Raw genomic sequence first — 21,165 nt, 5'->3', positions numbered from 1 at the left:
TCCGCCTCAGCGGGCGTCGAGCAGTTCGTCCTCGACGTCGGCGTCGGCGTCGCGCCGGCGGCGGGGCTTCACGGGCGCGGGAGCTCCCTCTTGGTCTTCGCGGTGCTTCACGATCTCGGTGCGGATGATGTATCCGATGAACACGAAGCCCATCAGGGCGAACAGGATCCACTGGATCGCGTACGAGAGGTGCGGACCGGGGTCGTCGGTGGGGGAGTCGAATCCGCCCAGCGCCGCGTCGGCCGCAGGCTCTTCGCTGATCAGCTGGCCGTAGGCTCCGGTGATCACGTCGCCCTCGACGAGGTCGGCGATCGTCGGCAGGTTGATGGTCGGCACCTGGCCCTCCGGTGCGCCGCGGCCGGAGGCCGGGACCTGCTCGCTCGGACGGAGCCGCACCGTCACCTCGACCTGGCCCTCAGGCGGCGTGGGCACGGCATCCGGAGAATCTCCGTCACCCGGCGGCACCCACCCGCGGTCGACGATGAACACGCGCCCATCCGCGTCACGGAACGGCACCAGCACCTCGAAGGCGCTCGTTCCGCCGTGCGGGCGGTTGCGCACCAGCAGCTGCTGATCGACCAGATATTCTCCGCGCAGAAGAACCGGATGCCACTGATCTCCGGGATCGAGCGCCCCGTCGTCGCCGATGAGGTCGGAGAGCGGAACCGGCTCGGCATCGTAGTTCTGCTCGACGAGCGCGATCTGCTCGGAGCGCGACTCGTTCCGATCGAACTGCCAATGAGAGAGGAACGCGCACGCGATCGCGAAGCCGATCGCGATGAGCACGTAGACGCTCCACCGGGTCATCCTCTTGCTCATGCGGTGACACCGGCCCGGACGGTCACCGGGAAGTCCCGCGCGGCGAGGTAGTCGTGGAGGAAGCCGACGTGCTCGTCGCAGGCCAGCCAGATCTTCTCGCGGTCAGCGGCGTGGATGCGCGGATTCCGCCAGACCACACGGCTGGTCGCCGCGCTCCGGCAGCCGGCGCGCGAGCATTCGAGTTCCGTCACGATTCGTCCCGGCGGCTTTCGCGGATCGTGAACACCGTCGGATCCGTGCTCTCGATGACCGTCGGCTCTGATCTGGGGGCTTCGATCTCCTGCACGGGCGACTCCACCACGGTCTCCGTGCTGTCGCTTCCGGCGTTCGCGAACACGACCGCGATGTAGGGAAGCACGGCGGCGGCGATCCCGAAGATCCAGGTGTACCAGCCGTAAGGCTGGACGAGGACCATGAGCGCGAAGCAGGCGATGCGGATCGTCATCGTGAGGGCGTAACGGCGCACACGATGATCAGCCTCATCCCGTGGGGACTGCGGCAATGAGGTGACAGCCGGGACCTGACGTGCGTTCTTCACGATGCCTCCAGCCTACGCCGGTCCGGCCCGCACGGCGTGCGGTCTTGCGGCTCAGCTGGAGAACAGGAATGGCAGGGTGAAGGCGCCGAAGAAGAGTGCGCCGATGACCGTCGACACGATCGTGAATGCCAGCAGCGCCACGACGACATAACCGGTGATCAGGCCGGCGAACGCCATGCCGCGGCCGCCGAGGGCGGGGTTTCGCTTCGTCTGGCGCAGAGCCATGTGCCCGGTGACGACCGCGACGATGGAGGCCAGCATCGGGACGACGGCCCAGAACAGGACGAGTCCGGCGATTCCGCAGACCAGCGAGGTGATCGCGAGGCCACTGGTCGGCCGGGGTGCGGGAACGGGGTATCCGGGTGTGGCATACGGCGCATAGCCGGCCTGCTGCGGCGGGACCGGAGCGCTCGCATATCCCGGCTGTACCGGCGCGACGCCGTACGCCGGTTGGGCCGGTGCCACGGCATATCCGGGCTGGGCGGCGGTGACGCCGTAGCCGGGCTGCGGAGGAGCGGCCGGCACGCCGTATCCGCCGTGTGGCGGGGGAGCGGGCGCGTACGACGGCGCAGCCCCCGGGTACGCCTGGATCGGCTGGACGGGCTGTGCCTGGGCGGGCGCCGGGTACGCGGGCGGCGGCGGAGTGTGCGGCTGCTGATCTGCCGGGGGAGGGAAGCTGTTGTCGCTCACGCTGATGCCTTTCGTCTCGTTCAGCGTTCCAGCACGACCTGCTCGTGTCAAACGCCTCGCCGGTGGCCGACGGAGCATCCTCGATAGGATCGTTGACGGCTCGGAAGACCCGGGCCACCGCCCAGATCAGGAGTGATACCCATGAGTGCTCAGCGCGTCGTCCTCGTCACCGGAGGAAACCGCGGCATCGGCCGCGCCATCGCGGAGCGCTTCGTCCTTGACGGCTACCGCGTCGCCGTCACCGCACGCTCGGGCGAAGGCCCGGAGGGCACTCTCACCGTGCGCGCAGACGTGACGGATGCCGCCGCCCTCGACGCCGCGTTCACCGAGGTGGAACAGCAGCTCGGCCCGGTCGAGATCGTGGTCGCGAACGCCGGCATCACGAAGGACACGCTGCTCATGCGCATGAGCGAAGACGACTTCGACAGCGTCGTCGCGACCAACCTCGGCGGCACGTTCCGCGTCGTGAAGCGGGCCTCGAAGGGCATGCTCCGCGCCCGCTTCGGTCGGGTGATCCTCATCTCCAGCGTCGTCGGCCTCTACGGTTCGGCCGGTCAGGTCAACTACTCGGCGTCGAAGAGCGCGCTCGTCGGTTTCGCCCGGTCGCTCACCCGGGAACTCGGCGGCCGCGGGATCACGGCGAACGTGGTCGCGCCCGGATTCATCGAGACCGACATGACCGCAGAGCTCCCCGAAGAGACCCAGAAGCAGTACAAGGCGAGCATCCCCGCCGGGCGTTTCGCCACGCCCGACGAGGTCGCCGGAGTCGTCACCTGGCTCGCAGGCGACGACGCGGGCTACATCTCGGGCGCGGTCATCCCGGTGGACGGCGGACTGGGCATGGGGCACTGACGACCCGAACCCGCTCGCGGGCGATCATCGCGCGATCGCCGCGTTGATCAGGTCGCCGAGCTTCTCCGGCACGGAGAACTGCGGCCAGTGGCCGGAGCCGATCTTCACGACCTCCGCGTCGTCGATCGCATGGAACTCGTCGGCGTACGGCCCCCACTGGTCGATCATGCCCTCGAACGTCTCCTGATCGAGGTTGCCCATCAGCAGTGTCACCGGGACCCGGTAGCGCGCGCTGTCGCGGAGCACGATCTCATCGGTCGGAACACGCGCGGGCACGCTGCGCGCGAGCGGAGCAGTACGCTCACGGGTCGCCTCGTCGAGGTCGCTGACGTCTTCGTCGGGGAAGAAGTCCCAGCCCGGGAACAGGACGACCCCATCGACGAGCTCGAACTCGCTGATGCCGTTTCCTGACGGCGGCGGCACGGTGTCGACGAAGATCACCCGGGCCACGCGATCGGGCCGAGCGTCGACGACGCCCCACGCCACATTGCCGCCGCCGCTGTGCCCGACGACGACGGCGGCGCCCGGCAGGGCATCGACCGCAGCGACCGCGGCGGCGACCCAGTCGGCGATCCCGATCTCGGAAGATTCTGACGCCGGAGCGCCGAGGCCCGGCAGAGTGAGCGGATGCACGCGATGCCCCGCCCTCTCGAGGGTGGGGATCACCTCGTCCCAACTGGATGCGTCGAGCCAGAGTCCTGGTATGAGGATGATGTCCATGAGCCGACGGTAGTGGGGGTCACCGACATCCGCCACGGCATCCTCAGGGCAGCAGCGCGACGACCTCGGCGAGGTCCTGAGGACCGATGACCAGGCTGGCCGCCGCGCGTACGGCGGGCTTCGCGTTGAAGGCGAGGCCGAGGCCGGCGACACTCATCATCTGCAGATCGTTCGCCCCGTCGCCGATCGCGATCGTCGCGTGCGGCGCGACGCCGAGCTCCGCCGCCCATTCCTTCAGCGTCGACGCCTTGGCGGCCGCATCCACGATCTCGCCGTCGACGCGACCGGAGAGCGCGCCGTCGACGACATCGAGGCGATTCGCGCGCCACCGATCCACGCCGAGCTCGGGCGCGATGTGGTCGAGGATCTCGTGGAAGCCGCCCGAGACCACGCCGACCACGCCACCGCGCTCGTGCACGGCCGCGGTGAGGGCCTGCACGCCGGGGGTCGGTTCGATGCGTGCCCGCACGCGCGCGAAGGCGGACACCGGGACACCCTCGAGTGCTGCGACACGCGAACGGAGGCTCGCGGCGAAGTCGACCTCGCCGCGCATCGCCGCCTCGGTCGCCGCCTGGACCTCATCGCGCCGACCCGCCTCGTCGGCGAGCAGCTCGATCACCTCATTGCGGATGAGGGTGGAATCGGCATCGAGGACGACGAGGAATCGCGCAGAGGTCACGGCTTCGAGCCTAGCGATCGTTCGCCCGCCTCGTACCGGGTGCTCAGCGCTCGATGAAGACGCCCTTGCCGACGACCGTGATGCCGGACTCGGTCACGGTGAACCCGCGTGCCAGATCTCGTTCGCGGTCGACGCCGACCGTCGCGCCGTCGGCGAGGACGACGTTCTTGTCGAGGATCGCGCGGTGCACCCGCGCGCCCTGGCCCAGCCGCACATGATCGAAGACGACCGAGTCCGTGATGGTCGAGCCGCCGCCCGCGAGCGCCCAGGGACCGACCACGCTGCGCTCGAGATGCGTGCCGGAGAGCACCGATCCGAGCGAGACGATCGAGTCGATCGCGTTGCCGATGCGGCCGACCGAGTCGCGCACGAACTTCGCCGGCGGCGAGTTGACCGCCTGCGAGTGGATCGGCCACTCCATGTTGTACAGGTTGAAGATCGGCAGCGTCGAGATCAGGTCGCGGTGGGCGTCGAAGAACGAGTCGATCGTCCCGACGTCCCGCCAGTAGGAGCGGTCGCGCGGCGAGGATCCCGGGACCTCGTTCTGCTTCATGTCGTAGTAGCCGGCCTCGCCCCGGTCGACGAAGTACGGCACGATGTCGCCGCCCATGTCGTGTCCGGACGTGGGCGATTCGCCGTCGGCCTCGACCGCCGCGATCAGCGCGTCGGCGTCGAAGATGTAGTTGCCCATCGAGGCGAGCACCTCGTGCGGCGAATCCTCGAGGCCGGCGATGTCGGTGGGCTTCTCGAGGAACTGCTTGATGCGGCCCGTCTCGGCATCCGCGTCGATCACGCCGAACTGCGATGCCAGGGCGAGGGGCTGACGGATGCCGGCGACCGTGGCTTTCGCCCCGGAGGCGATGTGCGCATCCAGCATCTGCCGGAAGTCCATCCGGTAGACGTGGTCGGCGCCGATGACCACGACGATGTCGGGCTTCTCGTCGTTGATGAGGTTCATGCTCTGCAGGATCGCGTCCGCTGACCCCGAGAACCATCGCTTGCCGAGTCGCTGCTGCGCCGGCACGGAGGCCACGTACGAGTCCAGGAGAGCCGACATCCGCCAGGTCTGCGAGATGTGCCGGTCGAGGCTGTGCGACTTGTACTGGGTGAGCACCACGATCTGGCGCAGCCCGGAGTTGATCAGGTTCGAGATCGCGAAATCGATCAAGCGGTACTGTCCGCCGAACGGAACCGCAGGTTTGGCACGATCGGCCGTCAGCGGCATGAGACGCTTGCCCTCGCCGCCGGCGAGGATGATTCCGAAGACCTTCTTTGGAGCGGACATGGCTCCACCCTAGATCCCACTCCATTCTCGTTCCTAGCGTCTGGACAAGTGAGTCGCTAGCGTCTATTGCATGCGAGTCGAGATGATCACCAAGGAATACCCGCCGGAGATCTATGGCGGGGCCGGTGTACACGTCGCCGAGCTCGTCACCGCCCTCCGGAAGAGCATCGAGGTGCGCGTGCGCGCGTTCGGCGCGGCCCGCGACGAGGAGGGCACCTTCTCCTACCGGGCGCCCGTCGAGCTCGCCGATGCCAACGGGGCGTTGCAGACCCTCGGCACGGATCTCGAGATCGTCGCTGCGATCGCGGATGCCGACATCGTGCACAGCCACACCTGGTACGCGAACTTCGCGGGACACCTCGCGTCGCAGCTGCACGGCATCCCGCACGTCCTCACCGCGCACAGCCTCGAGCCTCTTCGTCCGTGGAAGGCCGAGCAGCTCGGCGGCGGCTACGCCGTGTCGAGCGGCATCGAGAAGCTCGCCTACGAGAACGCCGCGGCCGTGATCGCCGTGAGCGCCGGGATGCGCGCCGACATCCTGCGGAGCTACCCGCAGGTCGACCCGGCGAAGGTCCGCGTGATCCACAACGGGATCGATGTCGAGCGCTGGCGTCCTGTGCAGGACGCCGCATTCCTCGAGTCGATCGGGATGGACCCCGCCCGTCCCTCGGTCGTCTTCGTCGGGCGTATCACCCGCCAGAAGGGGCTCCCGTACCTCCTCCAGGCGGCGCGCCTGCTGCCGCCGGAGGTTCAGCTCGTGCTGTGCGCCGGGGCGCCCGACACCCCGGAGATCATGGCGGAGGTGCAGGAGGGGGTCCGCCTGCTGCAGCAGAGTCGGGACGGCGTCATCTGGATCGAGCGGATGCTGCCGCGCGACGAGCTGTCCGCGATTCTGACGGCCGCGACGACGTTCGTCTGCCCGTCCGTGTACGAGCCGCTGGGAATCGTGAACCTCGAGGCCATGGCCTGCGGTGCGGCCGTGGTCGGCACCGCGACCGGCGGGATCCCGGAGGTCGTCGCGGACGGCGTGACCGGGCGCCTCGTGCCGATCGAGCAGCTGCAGGACGGCACGGGAACACCGGTCGACCCGGACCGGTACGTCGCGGATCTCGCGGCCGTGCTGACCGAGGTGGCGATGGATCCGGAGCGCGCACGCGCGTACGGCGAGGCAGGGCGCGAGCGTGCGAAGGCCGACTTCAGCTGGGGTGCGATCGCCGACACCACCCGCGCGCTCTACGCGGAGCTCCTCACCTGAGCCGATAGGCTGGACGCATGCCGAGCGCTCTGGAATTCACCGACGTCGTCGTGCGCCGTGAAGGACGCAACATCATCGATCACGTGACCTGGGAGGCCGCGGACGACCAGCGATGGGTGATCCTCGGTCCGAACGGCGCGGGCAAGACCACGCTGCTCCAGCTGGCCGACACGCTCATGCATCCGACGGCCGGCACCGTCACGATCCTGGGCGAGACCCTGGGCCGGACCGACGTGTTCGAGGTGCGCCCGCGCATCGGTTTCGCGTCGTCGGCGATGGCCAAGCGCGTTCCGCGCGACGAGACGGTGCTCAACGCCGTTCTGACCGCCGCGTACTCCGTGCTCGGACGGTGGAACGAGAGCTACGAGGACATCGACGAGCGCCGCGCGCTGCGGGTCCTGGGGGACTGGCGCCTCGACCACCTCGCCGAGCGCACCTTCGGCACTCTGAGCGACGGCGAGCAGAAGCGCGTGCAGATCGCTCGCGCCGTGATGACCGATCCCGAGCTCCTGCTCCTCGACGAGCCGACGGCGTCTCTGGATCTGGGCTCGCGTGAGGAGCTGCTCGCTCTGCTCAGCGGCTACGCCTCTTCGCCGACCACTCCGGCGATGCTCATGGTGACGCACCATGTCGAGGAGATCCCCGTCGGCTTCACGCACGTGCTGCTGCTGCGCGAGGGGCGGGCCGTCGCCGCGGGACCGATCGCCGAGACGCTCACCGCCGATACGCTCAGCGAGGCCTTCGGAATGCCGATCACCCTGAACAGCGAAGACGGCCGGTACGCCGCCCGCGCGGCATCCTGACGTCGATCTGAGCGACAGTGGGGATCTGATAGAATCGATTCTTGGTGCTCACTGCGCCGCAGACTTCCCTCGTCCCTGGCACAATCCAGGGCAGCAACTAAGGAATCCCATGAAGACTGACATTCACCCCGACTACCAGGCGGTCGTGTTCCGCGACCTCGGCTCGGGCGAGACCTTCCTCACGCGTTCGACGGTCCCCGTCGACGGCGGCAAGACCATCGAGCTGGATGGCGTGGAGTACCCCGTCATCGACGTCGAGATCTCCTCTGCCTCGCACCCGTTCTACACGGGCAAGCAGCGCATCATGGACTCGGCCGGTCGCGTCGAGAAGTTCAACCAGCGCTTCAAGGGCTTCGGCGGCTCGACCAAGTAAGGTCGTTCGCTGTGAAGGCCCCGCTCTCCTCGGAGGGCGGGGCCTTCGTCATGCACGCACGATCCGAATCTCAGAGGTCGAGCGTGATGCGACCCTTGTCGATCGTGTCCGGCGGGTCGCCGGGCGAGGGTGCGGGCGCCGTGCGCTGCGTCTGCCGGTCGCGCTCCATCCCGGCCTCGTGCGCGGAGGGCGACCAGACGGCATCGAAGGCTCCGCCGAGCCCGCCGCCGCTGCTCTCGTACTTCTTCTCCAGCGGCAACGTGGAGAACGTGTGCACGACGGCGACGACGATCGCCACGCCCGCGATGACCGCCAGGATGACGCCGAGAGTCTCCATCACGTACTCAGCGTAGATCGGCGGAGACCCGGGCGTCATCCTCCTCGGGGAGGACTTCCTCAGCGGACGCGTCGTCCGTGCGCGAGGTCGATCAGGTGAGCGAGCACGGGGCCGGACCGGAGTCCGTTGTGCTCGTGCTCGCTCGTGACCCAGAGATCGATGCCGGGGAGCAGTCGCGCGGTCTCCAGGGAGTACTCCATCGGCACGTACACGTCGTTCACGTAGACCGCGGCGGCCCCGGTCGCGCCCGAGGCTGCGATGGCATCCGCGTCGTAGATGCGCGGCCATGCGAACTCGGCCAGCTCGAGCGCGACCTCGCGCCACGGCTGGAACGCAGGGACGGTCTCGGTCCACTCCCGCCGGATGTGCTCCCCGGTGAACAGCGTCGGGTCGTCGCGGAAGTCCGCAGGCTCGGTGCGCTCCGCCGACCAGCGGGTCGTGTCGCCGTCGGCGTAGCTCGACTCGTGGAACGCGAAGTACATCGGATTGCGGCCGTCGTAGGGCATCGCGTGCATCAGGTCGTACCGGAAGGCGTTCGACCGCGGATCGCGCTCCAGGAGGGACCACACGGTCTGCCAGCCGTCATCGGTGCCGAGGGCGGACCCCAGCGACCGCAGCCGCGAGCGGGAGACGACCTCGCCGTCGGGGAGCACGATGTCGCCGGCATCCGCTCGATCGACGAGACGGCGCATCGCGTCGCGGTGCTCGGGGAACCGGCGGTAGTACTTCTCGGAGGCCGTGCGCATCTTGTCGTAGCAGAGGGCGTACACGTCGTCGGGGTGGCGCCCGACGGCGCTGAGGCCGCCGGTGAAGTAGACGTGGTCCAGGGACGCGGCATCCGTCGACAGGTACGCCAGCGTCGTGAACCCGCCGAACGACTGCCCGAGCACGCTCCACGTCGCCGCTCCCAGGCGCTCGCGGAGCGCCTCGCAGTCGCGGACGATCGCGTCGGCCCGCAGGTGCGTGAGGTGCTCGGCCACTGCCGAGGCGCCCCGGGCGAGGTCGTCGTCCCCGACCGGCGTCGATCGGCCGGTGCCCCGCTGATCCAGCAGCACCACGCGGTAGTGGGCGAGGGCCTCGTCGAGCCAGACGGGCGAGGCAGGGGAGTGGAACGGGCGCGGCGCCTCATGACCCGGCCCGCCCTGGAGGAAGACCAGGAACGGGAGCGACTCGCCGCCCTCGCGTGACACGACCGCAGCGAACACGTCGATCGTACGGTGATCCGCCGGGTCGCCCCAGACGAGGGGAACGGTGAGCGTGTGCTCCTCGACGGTCAGGTCGAGCAGGCGGCGGGTGACGGTCTCGACAGCGGTCATCACATCACGTTTCCGATATAGGAGTACTTGACGAAGACCTCCGAGGCGATGCCGGACTCCTCCAGCACCCCCTGCACGGCGGTCATCATGTAGTTCGAGTCCCAGCCCATGTAGAGGAAGTGCGAATCGTCGAGCTCATCCCACTGCCCCTTCCAGGCCATCTCGTCGTAGATCGGCCCGCCGTGGCTCTCGCAGTACGAGAGGGCGGCGTCCCGGGTGTCGGTCCACGCGCGGCGGAACACCCGGTTGAAGAGGTACTTGACGTCGGGAACCTCCCAGCGCTCCCCGCGGTACTCGACGTAGTCGAACTCGCGCTCCCACCCGGCGGGCCAGCCGCGTCGGCGGACCGCGTCGAGGATGGGGGTCAGGCCGTCATCGTCGATCTCGGGCAGTGCGGGGCGAGCCCAGATGCGCACGAGCTCAGCGGTGAGGGCGACCGTGCGCTGTGTGATCGCCGCCGTGCCCCAGGTCTCGGTGTCGCCGAGAGCGCGCGTCGCGGGGACGTCGCTGCGGACGTACGCCTCGGCGCGCTTGACCGGGAAGGAGGCTCCGAAGACGCGCTCGGTGAGCGGCTGCTCGAGGAGCGTGAGGTTGCCGAGCGTCGGGGCGAGCGCGCGGTGGCTGTTCTGCTCGTCCTCCGAATACTCGCTCCACAGGCGCACCCCGTCGCCCGACCAGGTGTCGCCGGGGACGGCCGGGACGATGTGCTCGACGTCGAACCCGTCGACGTCGTCGACGCCCTCGAGCCGGCCGAGCACATAGGCCGCGTGCGGGAGCTCGCTGTACTTCAGCACCGCGCTCACGCGTTCGTCCGACGGTGTGATCCGGGCGAAGGCGCGTGCGAGGGCGTCGCGTCCACCGGTGAGGGCACGGCACAGCCGGGCGATGAGCCTCTCACCGGGCAGGTTCACGAGCGTGCGACGGAGGTGCATCGCCTGGATCCACTCCAGCGTCTCGATCAGCTCGTCGCGGGAGATCACACCGCGGGCGTGGTCGCTGTAGGCGCTCATGACCAGCGGGTACGTCGAGCGGCCGAACGTGTTGACGTAATCGAGCTGCCGGCCGATCTCGGCATCCTGCTCCTTCGCAGGATCGAGGAGGATGCCGTAGATCTCGGCGAAGTGCCGCCAGTTCTCGGCATCCGCCTGCAGCTGCGCGACGTCGACGCGGGGGAACGAACGACGGAACGCGCTGTAGACCCCGTGCTCGCCGTTCGCCGCCAGTTCGCGCCCGGTCGTCATCACGAGGTAGTGGCGCCAGAACGCGCCGATCGCCTCTCCCGTGTGGCGCTCGATCGGCAGCCAGTACCGCTCCTCCACATCGAGCTGCTCGGCGTGGGTGAGCCCCATCAGGATGTAGTTGTGGATCAGCTCGTCGTCGCGCAGCGGTTCGCCCGTCGAGTTGAGGCTCTCGAAGATCTGCTGCGCGTTCGCCTGGGCGCCGAGAGTGATCGACACGTGCTCCAGCTTCTGCAGCCCGCGCCAGATGCGCGGCGCCTCCTCCGCATGGATCTGACTGCGGAAGAAGGCGTAGTTGTCGTCGAAGCGCGATTCGCGGTCGGCGTCGTCGCGGCGGTCGAGCACGACGGACTCGTAGAGCTCGGCCCACGCGGCATGGGGCCGCAGCTTCGTGCGCCCCGGTGCATCGCGGCGGACGAGCACACGCTCGAGCGCTGCCGCCATCGTCGGATCGGTGTCGCGGACGGCGTGGTGGAGGGCGGCGACGAGGAGCATCAGGGTCGTGATCCGCTGCTGCCCATCGATGAGGATGAGGTCGGAGCCGGGTTCCGAGCCGTCTTCGGCGGAGAGGATCGATCCGATGAAGTGGCGATGCGCGTCGTCCTGGCCGGCCACCGCGCGGACGTCGGAGAGCAGTCGCTCGCAGCCGCCGATATCCCACCGATACTGCCGCTGATACACGGGAACCACGATGGTCGTCGTCCCTGCCGCGAGCCATTCGATCGTGTTGACTGCTGTCGCCTCGACGTTGGTCGCGGTGCTCATGCTGGTGTCTCGTCCTCCCGTAGCGCCGGGCGCCGAGGACTCGCCGGGCGCCCCGCTCAGTCTATTCGGTTATGCACGGCTGACCTCCGAGGAGCGCTCCGCCGTCGCTGTTAGGCTTGCCTTATCAGGGCCTGTTAAAACGTGCTGGCCCCCGATGAGAGGATCTGACTCAGATCATGGGATACATCAAGTCAAAGGCGCTCGAGGAAAAGGGATTCGTCGTCCTCGACAGCTACAACCAGGAGCTCGACCCCAAGGAATGGCTCGACATCGAGTACAACGACTGGAAGTCGTCGGGCGACACCCGGTTCGCTCCGCTCGCGAGCGCCTTCGGTGACATCGAGTGCAACGGCTTCTGGAACCACAAGCCGCCGCGCACCGACAAGGACGGCGTCTGGATCGACTCGCAGACCGAGAAGGCCCCGAACCTGACCCGTCGTGCGCAGGAGCCGGGCGCCAACGTCGGCCGCTGCCGCGTGATCGAGCTGCAGCCCACGCCCTACGGCGAGTGCCTCTACAACCTGCACCAGGACGACAACAACCGTCTGAACCCCGACGGCACCGGCTGGGTGGTCCGCGGGTTCTTCAACCTGACGGATGACAAGGACAGCTACTTCGTCCTGCGTGAGAACCGCACCGACCCGAGCATCGAGTACCGCATCGCGCTTCCCGCGGGCGCACAGCTCATCGTCGACACGCAGCGTCTCTGGCACGCCGCCACGCACAACGGCGACGAGCCGCGCTACTGCCTCATCACGTCGTGGACCTCGGGTCCCGAGCTCGATGCGTACATCGAGAAGTACCACGGCACCGACGACGTCCCGAACTACGAGGTCGACCAGGAGACGCTCGAGCTCGGTTACGCCGAACAGGCCCGCAAGGATGCCGCCCGTGCCGCCTACTACGCGGCCAAGGGTCAGCAGGTCAAGCAGGCGATGAGCGAGGCGTAAGCCTCGTCATCGGGGTCGTCGACCCCGTCGCAGCACGAAAGGCCCCGGTCGAGATGACCGGGGCCTTTCCGTACCCGAACTACATGCTTGTGATTTCGGCCGGACTGGGCGAGAATGGGCCCATAACCGCATATTCTCGCCACTCTCGTGGGTTTCAGGTCGTTGGGGAAGACGCACCTGATGAAACGGAGAGATCATGGCGACGGCTTACGCACGCGGAGTGGTGTTCATCCACTCTGCGCCTCGCGCGCTCTGCCCCCACCTCGAGTGGGCGGTCGGTCGCGCTATCGGGCGCGCGGTGAATTTCGACTGGACCGAGCAGCCCGTCCTCGACGGCGCCCGCCGCGCCGAGTTCTACTGGGACGGCCCGGTCGGCACCGGCGCTGCTCTGGCGACCGCGATCCGCGGCTGGGAGCACCTGCGCTTCGAGGTCACCGAGGATCCCACTCCTCGCAGCGACGGAGGCCGCTGGCTGCACACCCCGGATCTCGGCATCCACTACGCCCAGACGGATGCCGCGGGCAACATCGTCATCGGCGAGGATCGCATCCGCTATGCGATGGAGATCTCCGCCGGAAGCGCGGTCGAGCTGCAGCGCGAACTGGATATCGCGCTCGGCTCGGCCTGGGACGAGGAGCTGGAGCCGTTCCGCCACGCCAGCGACGACGCGCGCGTCGTCTGGCTCCACAAGGTCGGCTGACGCCGCCGAGAGACCTGGAGCGGGGGAGGCGTGAGTATCGGATGCCGGTGATTCGTCCCGGACGCTGAGAAGACGTTTCCCCGCTTCATATGACGAGGACCCCGCCCCGGGAAGGGGCGGGGTCCTCGTCTGCGACGGCGGGTCAGTCGTCGACGCCGGCGAACACAGCGACGGCGTTGTGGCCGCCGAAGCCGAAGGAGTTGCTGATCGCGATCTGCGGTCCGTCGCCCAGCGGGGTCGCTTCGCCGGACAGGCGGAACGGCACGGCCGGGTCGGGCTCGGTCATGTTGATCGTCGGCGGAGCGACGCGGTCGCGCAGAGCGAGGAGCGAGAAGATCGCCTCGAGCGCGCCGGTGCCGCCGAGCAGGTGGCCCGTGGACGCCTTCGTCGCCGAGACGGGGATCTCGTCGATCCGGTCGCCGAAGACCTTCTTCAGCGCGACGTACTCGTTCGGGTCGCCGACCGGGGTCGACGTCGCGTGCGCGTTGATGTGGGTGACCTGGTCGGCCGTGACTCCGGCCTCGGCGAGGGCCTGCGTCACCGCGCGTGCCGCGCCGGTTCCCTCGGGGTCGTTCCCGGTGATGTGGTACGCGTCGGCGGTCACACTGCCGCCGAGCACGTAGCCGTAGATCTTCGCACCGCGTGCCTTCGCGTGCTCCTCGGTCTCGAGGATCAGGGCGGCAGCGCCCTCGCCCATGACGAAGCCGTCGCGGTCGATGGCGCCCGGCCGGGAGGCGTGCGCGGGGTCGTCGTTGCGCCGCGACAGGGCCTGCGCCGACGCGAACGACGCCATGGTGATCGGGTGGATCGCGGACTCGGTGCCGCCGGCGATCACGATGTCGGCGTCGCCGTTCTGCAGGTGGTGGAAGGCGTGGATGATGGACTCGGTGCTCGACGCGCACGCGCTCACCACGGTCTGGGCGTAGGCGCGGGCGTGGAACTGCAGGGAGAGGTTGCCGGCTGCCGCGTTCGGCATGAGCATCGGGACGGTCAGCGGCATGACGCGGCGCGGACCCTTCTCGCGCAGGGTGTCCCAGGCGTCGAGGAGCGTCCACAGCCCGCCGATTCCGGTGGCGAAGTCGATGCCGAGACGCTCGGGGTCGACCTCGGGGGCGCCGGCGTCGGCCCAGGCCTCGCGTGCGGCGATGAGAGCGAACTGCGACGACGGGTCGAGACGCTTCGCCTCATGACGGGGCAGGACCTCTTCGGGCCGCACGATCGCCTCGGCGGCGAAGGTGACGGGCAGCTCGTACTGCTGCACCCAGTCGTGCTCGAGGGTCCGGGCCCCGGACACGCCTGCGAGCAGGTTGGTCCAGTTCTCGGGTGCCGTCCCGCCGATGGCGGACGTGGCGCCGATGCCGGTGACGACGATGCGCTTGGTCATGGTGTGGTTCCTTGTCGGGACGGGTGCTGAGCGAATGCGGGCAAGGCAGAGGATGCCACGCCCCGCAGGTGCGGGGGTGGCATCCTGTCGGGATTACTCCTGGCCCGCGACGATGAAGCTGACGGCGTCGCCGACGGTCTTGAGGTTTTTGACCTCGTCGTCGGGGATGGTGACGCCGAACTTCTCCTCGGCGTTGACGACGATCGTCATCATCGAGATCGAGTCGATGTCGAGGTCGTCCGTGAACGACTTCTCGAGGGCGACCTCGGACGCGTTGATGCCGGTCTCGTCGGTGATCAGCTCAGCGAGGCCAGCGAGGACCTCATCGTTGGTGAAAGCCATGTGGTCTTCCTCTTTCTTACGGGTTGTATTCGGAACCGTGGAACAGTCTAGGGAAGGTCGGACGATCTCAGGGGAGGACGACGACCTGGGCGGCGAAGACGAGCCCCGCGCCGAATCCGATCTGCAGGGCGAGACCGCCGGACAGCTCGGGGTGCTCCGCCATCAGCCGGTGGCTGGCGAGCGGGATGGAGGCGGCCGAGGTGTTGCCGGTCGTCTCGATGTCACGGGCGATCACCGTCGACTCCGGCAGTTTCAGCTGCTTGGCGAACTCGTCGATGATGCGCATGTTCGCCTGGTGAGGGATGAAGGCGGCGATGTCGGTCGGTTCGACGCCGGCCCTGTCGAGCGCCTCGCGCGCGACCTTCGCCATCTCCCAGACAGCCCAGCGGAACACGGTCTGGCCCTCCTGGCGCAGCGTCGGCCACGGCACCTCGCCGTCGCGGAAATCCGTGAGGGTGCCGTTCATGCCCACGGCTTCCGCCTTCGAGCCGTCGGAGCCCCACACCGCGGGAGCGATGCCGGGCGTGTCGCTCGGGCCGATCAGGGCGGCGCCGGCGCCGTCGCCGAGCAGGAAGGAGATGCTGCGGTCGGCGGGGTCGACGATGTCGGAGAGCTTCTCGGTGCCGATCACGAGTGCGTACCGGGCGGCTCCGGCCTTGATCAGGGCGTCCGCCTGGGCGACCGCGTACGCGTAGCCGGCGCAGGCCGCGTTGATGTCGTAGGCGGCTGCGGGATTGGCTCCCACGCGGTCTGCGACGATCGCCGAGACCGAGGGCGTCTGCTTCGGGTTGCTGATCGTCGCCACGATCACCAGGTCGACCTGATCGGCGGCGATTCCGGACTTCTCGATGGCTTCAGTCGCCGCGGTCGTGGCGAGGTCGATCGCGTCGGTGGCCTTGTCGGCGCGGACGCGGGTGATGATGCCCGTACGCTGGCGGATCCACTCATCGCTGGAGTCGATCGGCCCGATCAGATCATCGTTCGGGACGGCGTTCTCGCCGCGGGCGGCGCCGAAGGAGTAGATGCGCGTGTAGGCGGGGCCGGCAGTCTGGGCGAGAGTGATGCTCATGCGGCGTCTCCATTCAGCAGCGCGACCGCCGCATCGAGGTCATCGGGGGTCTTGACGGCGACGGTCGGAACACCGCGGAGGCCGCGCTTGGCGAGACCGGTGAGGGCGCCCGCCGGGGCGAGCTCGATCAGGCCGGTGATGCCGCCGTCGGCGAAGGAGTTCATGCAGAGGTCCCACCGCACGGGCGACGACACCTGGTCGACGAGGTACGAGAGCGCCGTGGCGCCGCTGTCGACCACGGACCCGTCGCGGTTCGTCCACAGCGTGAGAGAGGGATCCGCGGGCGTCACGGCGGCGACGGCGTCGCGCAGGGCGGCCACCGCCGAAGCCATGTATTCGGTGTGGAAGGCGCCGGCGACCTGGAGCGGGATCACGCGGGTGCCCTTGACCGGTTCGGTCGCGAGGGCGTCGAGTCCGGGCAGCTCGCCCGCGACCACGAGCTGGCCGCCGCCGTTGTAGTTCGCGGGGGAGAGGCCGAGTTCGGTGAGCCGCTCGAGGATCGCGGCCTCGTCGCCGCCGATGACCGCGCTCATCCCGGTCGGCGTCTGCGCCGCGGCATCCGCCATCGCTCGTCCGCGGATGCCGACGAGGCGCATGCCGGCCTCGGCATCGATCACCCCGCTGCCGACGAGGGCGGCGATCTCGCCCACCGAGTGCCCGGCGGTTCCGTCGGGGCGGCGGCCTGCGCGCTCCGTCAGAGCGTCTCCGGCGATCAGCGAAGCCGCGACGATCAACGGCTGCGCGATGCGCGTGTCACGGATGGTGTCGGCATCCGACACGGTCCCGTGTTCGCGGAGATCGACCTCCGCCGCCTCGGAGTAGGCGGCGAGGCGCTCGGCCACCCCGTCGAGCTCGAGCCAGGGGGCGAGGAATCCGGGGGTCTGCGAGCCCTGTCCCGGGCATACGACGACAATCACCCCCTCAGTCTGCCAACGATTGCCGTGAAGCGGTGGATGATCCATCACAAGATTCCGAAGATCCCTTGTGTGTGGCGCACAGATCCGCCGATTCGCCGGTCTCAGCGCGGGGTGCGGCGGAGTGTCGGGCGACGACGTGCCTGATCAGCCACCCCGATGGAGCCGAGGATCAGCGCGGTCTGCAGGATCAGGGCTTCACGGGGTCCGGTGGCATCCCAGCCGATGACCTCGCTCACGCGCTTGAGGCGGTAGCGCACCGTGTTCGGGTGCACGAAGAGCTCGCGGGCGGTCGCCTCGAGCGAGCGCCCGTTGTCGAGATAGCTCCAGAGCGTCGTCACGAGATCGGTGGAGTGCGCCTGCAGCGGGCGGAAGATGCGCTCGATCAGGGTCTGCTTCGCGAGGGGATCACCCGCCAGTGCGCGCTCCGGCAGCAGATCGTCGGCTTCGACGGGACGCGGGGCGCTCCGCCAGGCGCGTGCGACCGCGAATCCGGCCAGTGCCGCCCGTGCGCTCTGACTCGCATCGACGAGTGCGGCGACCGGCGGCCCGAGCACGACGTATCCCGGGCCGAAGGACGGCTCGAGACGGGCCGCGATCTCCAGGAAGCCGAGCTCGTCCTCCTCGCCCTCCTGACCTTCGACGCGGGCACGCCCGAGTACCAGGACCAGCCGGGATCCCTGCACGCCGATGAGCACGTCGACGGCGAGTTTGCGCGCGGTGCGACGCACGAGGTCGACGTCGAACTGCGGGGGAGTCGTGCCGACCAGCACAGCGACCTCGCCGTGACCGTGCCAGCCGAGGGCCGCGATGCGGCTGGGGAGCTCTTCGTCGGCCTCACCCGTGAGGATCGAGTCGACGACGAGGGCCTCGAGCCGTGCATCCCACAGCCCCCGCGCTTCCGCCGCTCGGGCGTAAACGTCGGCGGCGGCGAAGGCCACATCCCGCGAGTAGAGCAGGATCGCCTCGCGGAGGTCGTTGCCGCGTCCGGCGACGCGCTCCTCCGTGACCTCGACCGTCACGCGGATGAGCTGCAGCGTCTGCTGGAGGCTGACGCTGCGCAGCAGCTCCCGGGGAGCTGCGGCGAAGATGTCGGCCGCGATCCACGGAGTCGAGGTCGGATCCTCGTACCACTGGATGAACGAGGTGATGCCCGCCTGGGCCACCAGCCCGACCGCGGAGCGGCGGGCCGGTGGCATGTCGGCGTACCAGGGGAGCGTGTCTTCCAGGCGCTTGATCGTCACCGAGGCGATGTCACCGGATATCCGGCGCAGCCAGGTGAGGGTTGCGGCCTTGTCCATGTCGCGGGAAGACGAAGCTGTCACCGAGGGCTCAGCTCTCCCCGCCCGCGTTGCCGCTGGTGCCGGCGTTCACGTCGTGAAGGCTGTACTTCTGGATGGCCTGCGCGGCGAGCGAGCGGTCGACGACGCCGTCCTCGGCGAGCGACTGCAGCGTGCGCACCACGACCGACGGTCCGTCGATCTTGAAGAAGCGACGAGCGGCGGCACGGGTGTCGGAGAAGCCGAAGCCGTCGGCGCCGAGCGTGGCGAAGCGGTTCGGAACCCACGGACGGATCTGGTCCTGCACGGCGTGCATGAAGTCGCTGACCGCGACGACCGGACCTTCGGCACCCTGCAGCTTCTGGGTGAGGTAGGCCGTGCGCGGCTCCTCCTCCGGGTACAGGAAGTTGTGCTCGTCGGCGGCGAGGCCGTCGCGGCGCAGCTCGGTCCACGAGGTGACCGACCACACGTCGGCGATCACGCCCCAGTCGTTCTTCAGCAGCTCCTGCGCCTCGAGGGCCCAGGGGAGCCCGACACCCGACGCGAACAGCTGCGCGCGGGGGCCGTCGCCCTCGCCGACGGAGACGCGGTGGATGCCGCGGACGATGCCGTCGACGTCCACGTTCTCGGGCTCGGCGGGCATCACCATGGGCTCGTTGTACACCGTGAGGTAGTACATGACGTTCGGGTCCTCGTGGTTGCCGCCGTACATGCGCTCGAGACCGGAGCGCATGATGTGCGCGATCTCGTAGCCGTACGCCGGGTCGTACGAGACCGTCGCGGGGTTGGTCGCGGCGAGGAGGTGCGAGTGGCCGTCGGCGTGCTGGAGGCCCTCACCCGTGAGGGTGGTGCGTCCTGCCGTGGCGCCGATGATGAAGCCTCGGGCCATCTGGTCGCCGGCCGCCCACTGCGCGTCACCCGTGCGCTGGAAGCCGAACATCGAGTAGAAGAGGTAGATCGGGATGAGCGGCTCACCGTGGGTCGCGTACGACGTGCCGGCCGCGGTGAACGCCGCGAGGGCGCCCGCCTCGTTGATGCCGACGTGCACGATCTGCCCCTGCGGGCTCTCCTTGTAGGCGAGGAGCAGCTCCCGGTCGACCGACGTGTAGTGCTGGCCGTTCGGGTTGTAGATCTTCGCCGTCGGGAAGTACGCGTCCATGCCGAAGGTGCGCGCCTCGTCGGGGATGATCGGCACGATGCGGTGACCGAAGTCCTTCGAGCGCAGCAGGTCCTTGAGCAGTCGCACGAACGCCATGGTCGTGGCGATCTCCTGCGTGCCGGAGCCCTTCTTGGGCAGCGCGTAGGCCGCGTCGTCCGGCAGCGACAGGCCGACGTGGGTCGTGCGCCGCTCGGGCAGGAAGCCGCCGAGAGCCTGACGGCGCTCGAGCATGTACTGGATCGTCTCGTCCTGGGGTCCCGGGTTGTAGTACGGGGGCAGGTACGGGTTCTCCTCGAGCTGCGCATCCGTGATCGGGATGTGCATCGCGTCGCGGAACGTCTTGAGGTTGTCCAGCGTCATCTTCTTCATCTGGTGGGTCGCGTTGCGACCCTCGAACTGCGGACCGAGGCCGTAGCCCTTGACGGTCTTCGCCAGGATGACGGTGGGCTTGCCCTTGTGCTCGGTCGCGGCCTTGAAGGCTGCGTAGACCTTGCGGTAGTCGTGGCCACCGCGCTTGAGGTTCCAGATGTCGTCGTCAGAGTAATCCTTGACCAGCGCGGCGGTGCGCTCGTCGCGACCGAAGAAGTGCTCGCGGATGTACGCGCCGGACTCGGCCTTGTACGTCTGGAAGTCGCCGTCGGGCGTGACGTTCATGAGGTTCAGGAGAGCGCCGTCGGTGTCGCGGGCGAGCAGGTCGTCCCATTCGCGGCCCCAGACGACCTTGATGACGTTCCAGCCGGCACCGCGGAAGAACGACTCGAGCTCCTGCACGATCTTGCCGTTGCCGCGCACCGGACCGTCGAGGCGCTGCAGGTTGCAGTTGACGATGAAGGTGAGGTTGTCGAGACCCTCGTTGGCGGCGACCTGCAGCTGGCCGCGGCTCTCGACCTCGTCCATCTCGCCGTCGCCGAGGAAGGCCCAGACGTGCGAGGCGGAGGTGTCCTTGATGCCGCGGTTCTCGAGGTACTTGTTCGACATCGCCTGGTAGATGGCGTTGATCGGACCGAGGCCCATCGAAACGGTCGGGAATTGCCAGTACTCGGGCATGAGCCGCGGGTGCGGGTACGAGGGGATGCCGTTCGGTGCGTGCGACTTCTCCTGGCGGAATCCGTCGAGCTGGTCCTCGGTCAGGCGGCCTTCGAGGAAGGAGCGCGCGTAGGTTCCGGGGGAGGCGTGGCCCTGGATGAAGATCTGGTCGGCGCCGCCGGCGTTGTCGGCACCCTTGAAGAAGTGGTTGAAGCCCACCTCGTAGAGCGCGGCCGACGACGCGTAGGTCGAGATGTGTCCGCCAACGCCGATGCCGGGGCGCTGCGCGCGGTGCACCGTGATGGCCGCGTTCCAGCGGATCCACGCGCGGTAACGGCGCTCGACCTCTTCGTCGCCGGGGAACTCCGGCTCGTTCTCCGGGGCGATGGTGTTGATGTAGTCCGTCGTCGGGACCATCGGCACGCCCAGGTGCAGCTCCTTGGAGCGCTTGAGCAGGCTGAGCATGATCTCGCGGCCGCGGCCGTGGCCCTTCGCGTCCACCAGCTCATCGAGCGACTGCTGCCACTCGCCGGTCTCTTCCGGATCGCTGTCCTGGGGGCCCTGGGAATACGGATCCTGGTCGTGCACGGTCACGGGGCGAACCTTTCGTCAAGCTGGCAGGTCATGCCAAGGAAACGGGAAGCGACGCGGGCAGCCTTGTCGGCTGTGCA

22 protein-coding genes are annotated in these 21,165 nt (G+C 68.7%); 6 read left to right on the top strand and 16 right to left on the bottom strand.

What is annotated here, in order from left to right:
* Positions 1 to 6 precede the first annotated feature (6 nt).
* The 4 genes from DW306_RS14810 to DW306_RS14795 are packed head-to-tail and all read right to left on the bottom strand — an operon-like array spanning position 7 to position 2,047.
* Positions 7 to 819: an SURF1 family protein gene (locus DW306_RS14810; RefSeq protein ID WP_136056359.1), complete on the bottom strand. Its 813-nt coding sequence runs from the start codon at positions 817 to 819 to the stop codon at positions 7 to 9.
* On the bottom strand, positions 816 to 1,010 hold the full coding sequence (locus tag DW306_RS14805) for a hypothetical protein (RefSeq protein WP_136056358.1): 195 nt from the start codon (positions 1,008 to 1,010) through the stop codon (positions 816 to 818). Before DW306_RS14805 ends, DW306_RS14810 begins: the two co-directional genes overlap by 4 nt.
* Complete coding sequence (locus DW306_RS14800; RefSeq protein WP_136056357.1) at positions 1,007 to 1,357, bottom strand: DUF3099 domain-containing protein; 351 nt, start codon at positions 1,355 to 1,357, stop codon at positions 1,007 to 1,009. The genes DW306_RS14805 and DW306_RS14800 overlap by 4 nt, the downstream gene beginning before the upstream one ends.
* Positions 1,358 to 1,408: 51 nt before the next feature.
* Entirely contained in the window at positions 1,409 to 2,047 is a 639-nt protein-coding gene (locus DW306_RS14795; protein ID WP_168429344.1) for a DUF4190 domain-containing protein, read from the bottom strand.
* A 141-nt stretch (positions 2,048 to 2,188) separates the two neighbouring features.
* On the opposite strand from DW306_RS14795, the gene DW306_RS14790 reads away from it, so the two are divergent.
* Positions 2,189 to 2,899, top strand: a complete 711-nt coding sequence (locus tag DW306_RS14790; protein ID WP_136056355.1) for a beta-ketoacyl-ACP reductase — start codon at positions 2,189 to 2,191, stop codon at positions 2,897 to 2,899.
* 24 nt (positions 2,900 to 2,923) lie between these two features.
* Here the strand turns inward: DW306_RS14790 and DW306_RS14785 are convergent, their stop codons facing one another.
* The 3 genes from DW306_RS14785 to DW306_RS14775 are packed head-to-tail and all read right to left on the bottom strand — an operon-like array spanning position 2,924 to position 5,583.
* Positions 2,924 to 3,619, bottom strand: a complete 696-nt coding sequence (locus tag DW306_RS14785) for an alpha/beta hydrolase (RefSeq protein ID WP_136056354.1) — start codon at positions 3,617 to 3,619, stop codon at positions 2,924 to 2,926.
* Between the two features lie 43 nt (positions 3,620 to 3,662).
* Positions 3,663 to 4,298 carry a phosphoserine phosphatase SerB gene (gene serB, locus DW306_RS14780; protein WP_136056353.1) on the bottom strand — a complete coding sequence of 212 codons (636 nt, stop codon included), beginning with the start codon at positions 4,296 to 4,298 and terminating at the stop codon, positions 3,663 to 3,665.
* A gap of 43 nt (positions 4,299 to 4,341) precedes the next feature.
* Positions 4,342 to 5,583 (bottom strand): glucose-1-phosphate adenylyltransferase, encoded by a 1,242-nt coding sequence (locus tag DW306_RS14775; protein ID WP_136056352.1) that lies wholly within the window; start codon positions 5,581 to 5,583, stop codon positions 4,342 to 4,344.
* 70 nt (positions 5,584 to 5,653) lie between these two features.
* Here DW306_RS14775 and glgA point away from each other — a divergent pair, with 70 nt between their 5' ends.
* From glgA to DW306_RS14760, 3 genes are all read left to right on the top strand, one after another.
* Positions 5,654 to 6,838, top strand: a complete 1,185-nt coding sequence (gene glgA / locus DW306_RS14770) for a glycogen synthase (protein ID WP_136056351.1) — start codon at positions 5,654 to 5,656, stop codon at positions 6,836 to 6,838.
* 17 nt (positions 6,839 to 6,855) lie between these two features.
* On the top strand, positions 6,856 to 7,641 hold the full coding sequence (locus tag DW306_RS14765; protein ID WP_136056350.1) for an ABC transporter ATP-binding protein: 786 nt from the start codon (positions 6,856 to 6,858) through the stop codon (positions 7,639 to 7,641).
* 109 nt (positions 7,642 to 7,750) lie between these two features.
* Positions 7,751 to 8,014 (top strand): type B 50S ribosomal protein L31, encoded by a 264-nt coding sequence (locus tag DW306_RS14760; RefSeq protein ID WP_136056349.1) that lies wholly within the window; start codon positions 7,751 to 7,753, stop codon positions 8,012 to 8,014.
* A gap of 70 nt (positions 8,015 to 8,084) precedes the next feature.
* Here the strand turns inward: DW306_RS14760 and DW306_RS14755 are convergent, their stop codons facing one another.
* The 3 genes from DW306_RS14755 to DW306_RS14745 are packed head-to-tail and all read right to left on the bottom strand — an operon-like array spanning position 8,085 to position 11,670.
* Positions 8,085 to 8,351, bottom strand: a complete 267-nt coding sequence (locus DW306_RS14755; RefSeq protein WP_240747225.1) for a hypothetical protein — start codon at positions 8,349 to 8,351, stop codon at positions 8,085 to 8,087.
* Positions 8,352 to 8,410: 59 nt separating this feature from the next.
* A complete protein-coding gene (locus DW306_RS14750) occupies positions 8,411 to 9,667 on the bottom strand; it encodes an alpha/beta fold hydrolase (RefSeq protein ID WP_136056347.1) in 1,257 nt (418 codons plus the stop codon).
* Positions 9,667 to 11,670 carry a DUF262 domain-containing protein gene (locus DW306_RS14745; RefSeq protein WP_136056346.1) on the bottom strand — a complete coding sequence of 668 codons (2,004 nt, stop codon included), beginning with the start codon at positions 11,668 to 11,670 and terminating at the stop codon, positions 9,667 to 9,669. Before DW306_RS14745 ends, DW306_RS14750 begins: the two co-directional genes overlap by 1 nt.
* A 176-nt stretch (positions 11,671 to 11,846) precedes the next feature.
* Between DW306_RS14745 and DW306_RS14740 the strand changes: the two genes are divergently transcribed.
* Both DW306_RS14740 and DW306_RS14735 read left to right on the top strand, forming a co-directional pair.
* Positions 11,847 to 12,620, top strand: a complete 774-nt coding sequence (locus DW306_RS14740) for a hypothetical protein (RefSeq protein WP_136056345.1) — start codon at positions 11,847 to 11,849, stop codon at positions 12,618 to 12,620.
* Positions 12,621 to 12,816: 196 nt separating this feature from the next.
* Positions 12,817 to 13,320, top strand: coding sequence for a DUF3145 domain-containing protein (locus tag DW306_RS14735; RefSeq protein WP_136056344.1), 504 nt, complete (start codon positions 12,817 to 12,819; stop codon positions 13,318 to 13,320).
* Positions 13,321 to 13,462: 142 nt separating this feature from the next.
* On the opposite strand, the gene DW306_RS14730 is transcribed toward DW306_RS14735, so the two are convergent.
* From DW306_RS14730 to aceE, 6 genes are all read right to left on the bottom strand, one after another.
* A complete protein-coding gene (locus DW306_RS14730) occupies positions 13,463 to 14,704 on the bottom strand; it encodes a beta-ketoacyl-[acyl-carrier-protein] synthase family protein (RefSeq protein WP_136056343.1) in 1,242 nt (413 codons plus the stop codon).
* Positions 14,705 to 14,797: 93 nt separating this feature from the next.
* Positions 14,798 to 15,046, bottom strand: a complete 249-nt coding sequence (locus DW306_RS14725; RefSeq protein WP_017830435.1) for an acyl carrier protein — start codon at positions 15,044 to 15,046, stop codon at positions 14,798 to 14,800.
* Positions 15,047 to 15,113: 67 nt separating this feature from the next.
* Positions 15,114 to 16,115, bottom strand: coding sequence for a beta-ketoacyl-ACP synthase III (locus DW306_RS14720; RefSeq protein ID WP_136056342.1), 1,002 nt, complete (start codon positions 16,113 to 16,115; stop codon positions 15,114 to 15,116).
* The gene (locus DW306_RS14715; RefSeq protein ID WP_136056341.1) at positions 16,112 to 17,032 is read right to left on the bottom strand and encodes an ACP S-malonyltransferase; all 921 of its coding nucleotides are present in this window, start codon (positions 17,030 to 17,032) and stop codon (positions 16,112 to 16,114) included. Before DW306_RS14715 ends, DW306_RS14720 begins: the two co-directional genes overlap by 4 nt.
* 101 nt (positions 17,033 to 17,133) lie before the next feature.
* Positions 17,134 to 18,330, bottom strand: coding sequence for a PucR family transcriptional regulator (locus DW306_RS14710; protein ID WP_136056340.1), 1,197 nt, complete (start codon positions 18,328 to 18,330; stop codon positions 17,134 to 17,136).
* Positions 18,331 to 18,361: 31 nt separating this feature from the next.
* A complete protein-coding gene (gene aceE / locus DW306_RS14705; protein ID WP_136056339.1) occupies positions 18,362 to 21,088 on the bottom strand; it encodes a pyruvate dehydrogenase (acetyl-transferring), homodimeric type in 2,727 nt (908 codons plus the stop codon).
* Positions 21,089 to 21,165 lie beyond the last annotated feature (77 nt).

It is taken from the genome of Microbacterium sp. K24, assembly GCF_004794465.1.
Taxonomy (GTDB): domain Bacteria; phylum Actinomycetota; class Actinomycetes; order Actinomycetales; family Microbacteriaceae; genus Microbacterium.
Note: the sequence above shows the minus strand (reverse complement) of the source record. Positions and strands in the feature narration are given on the sequence as shown.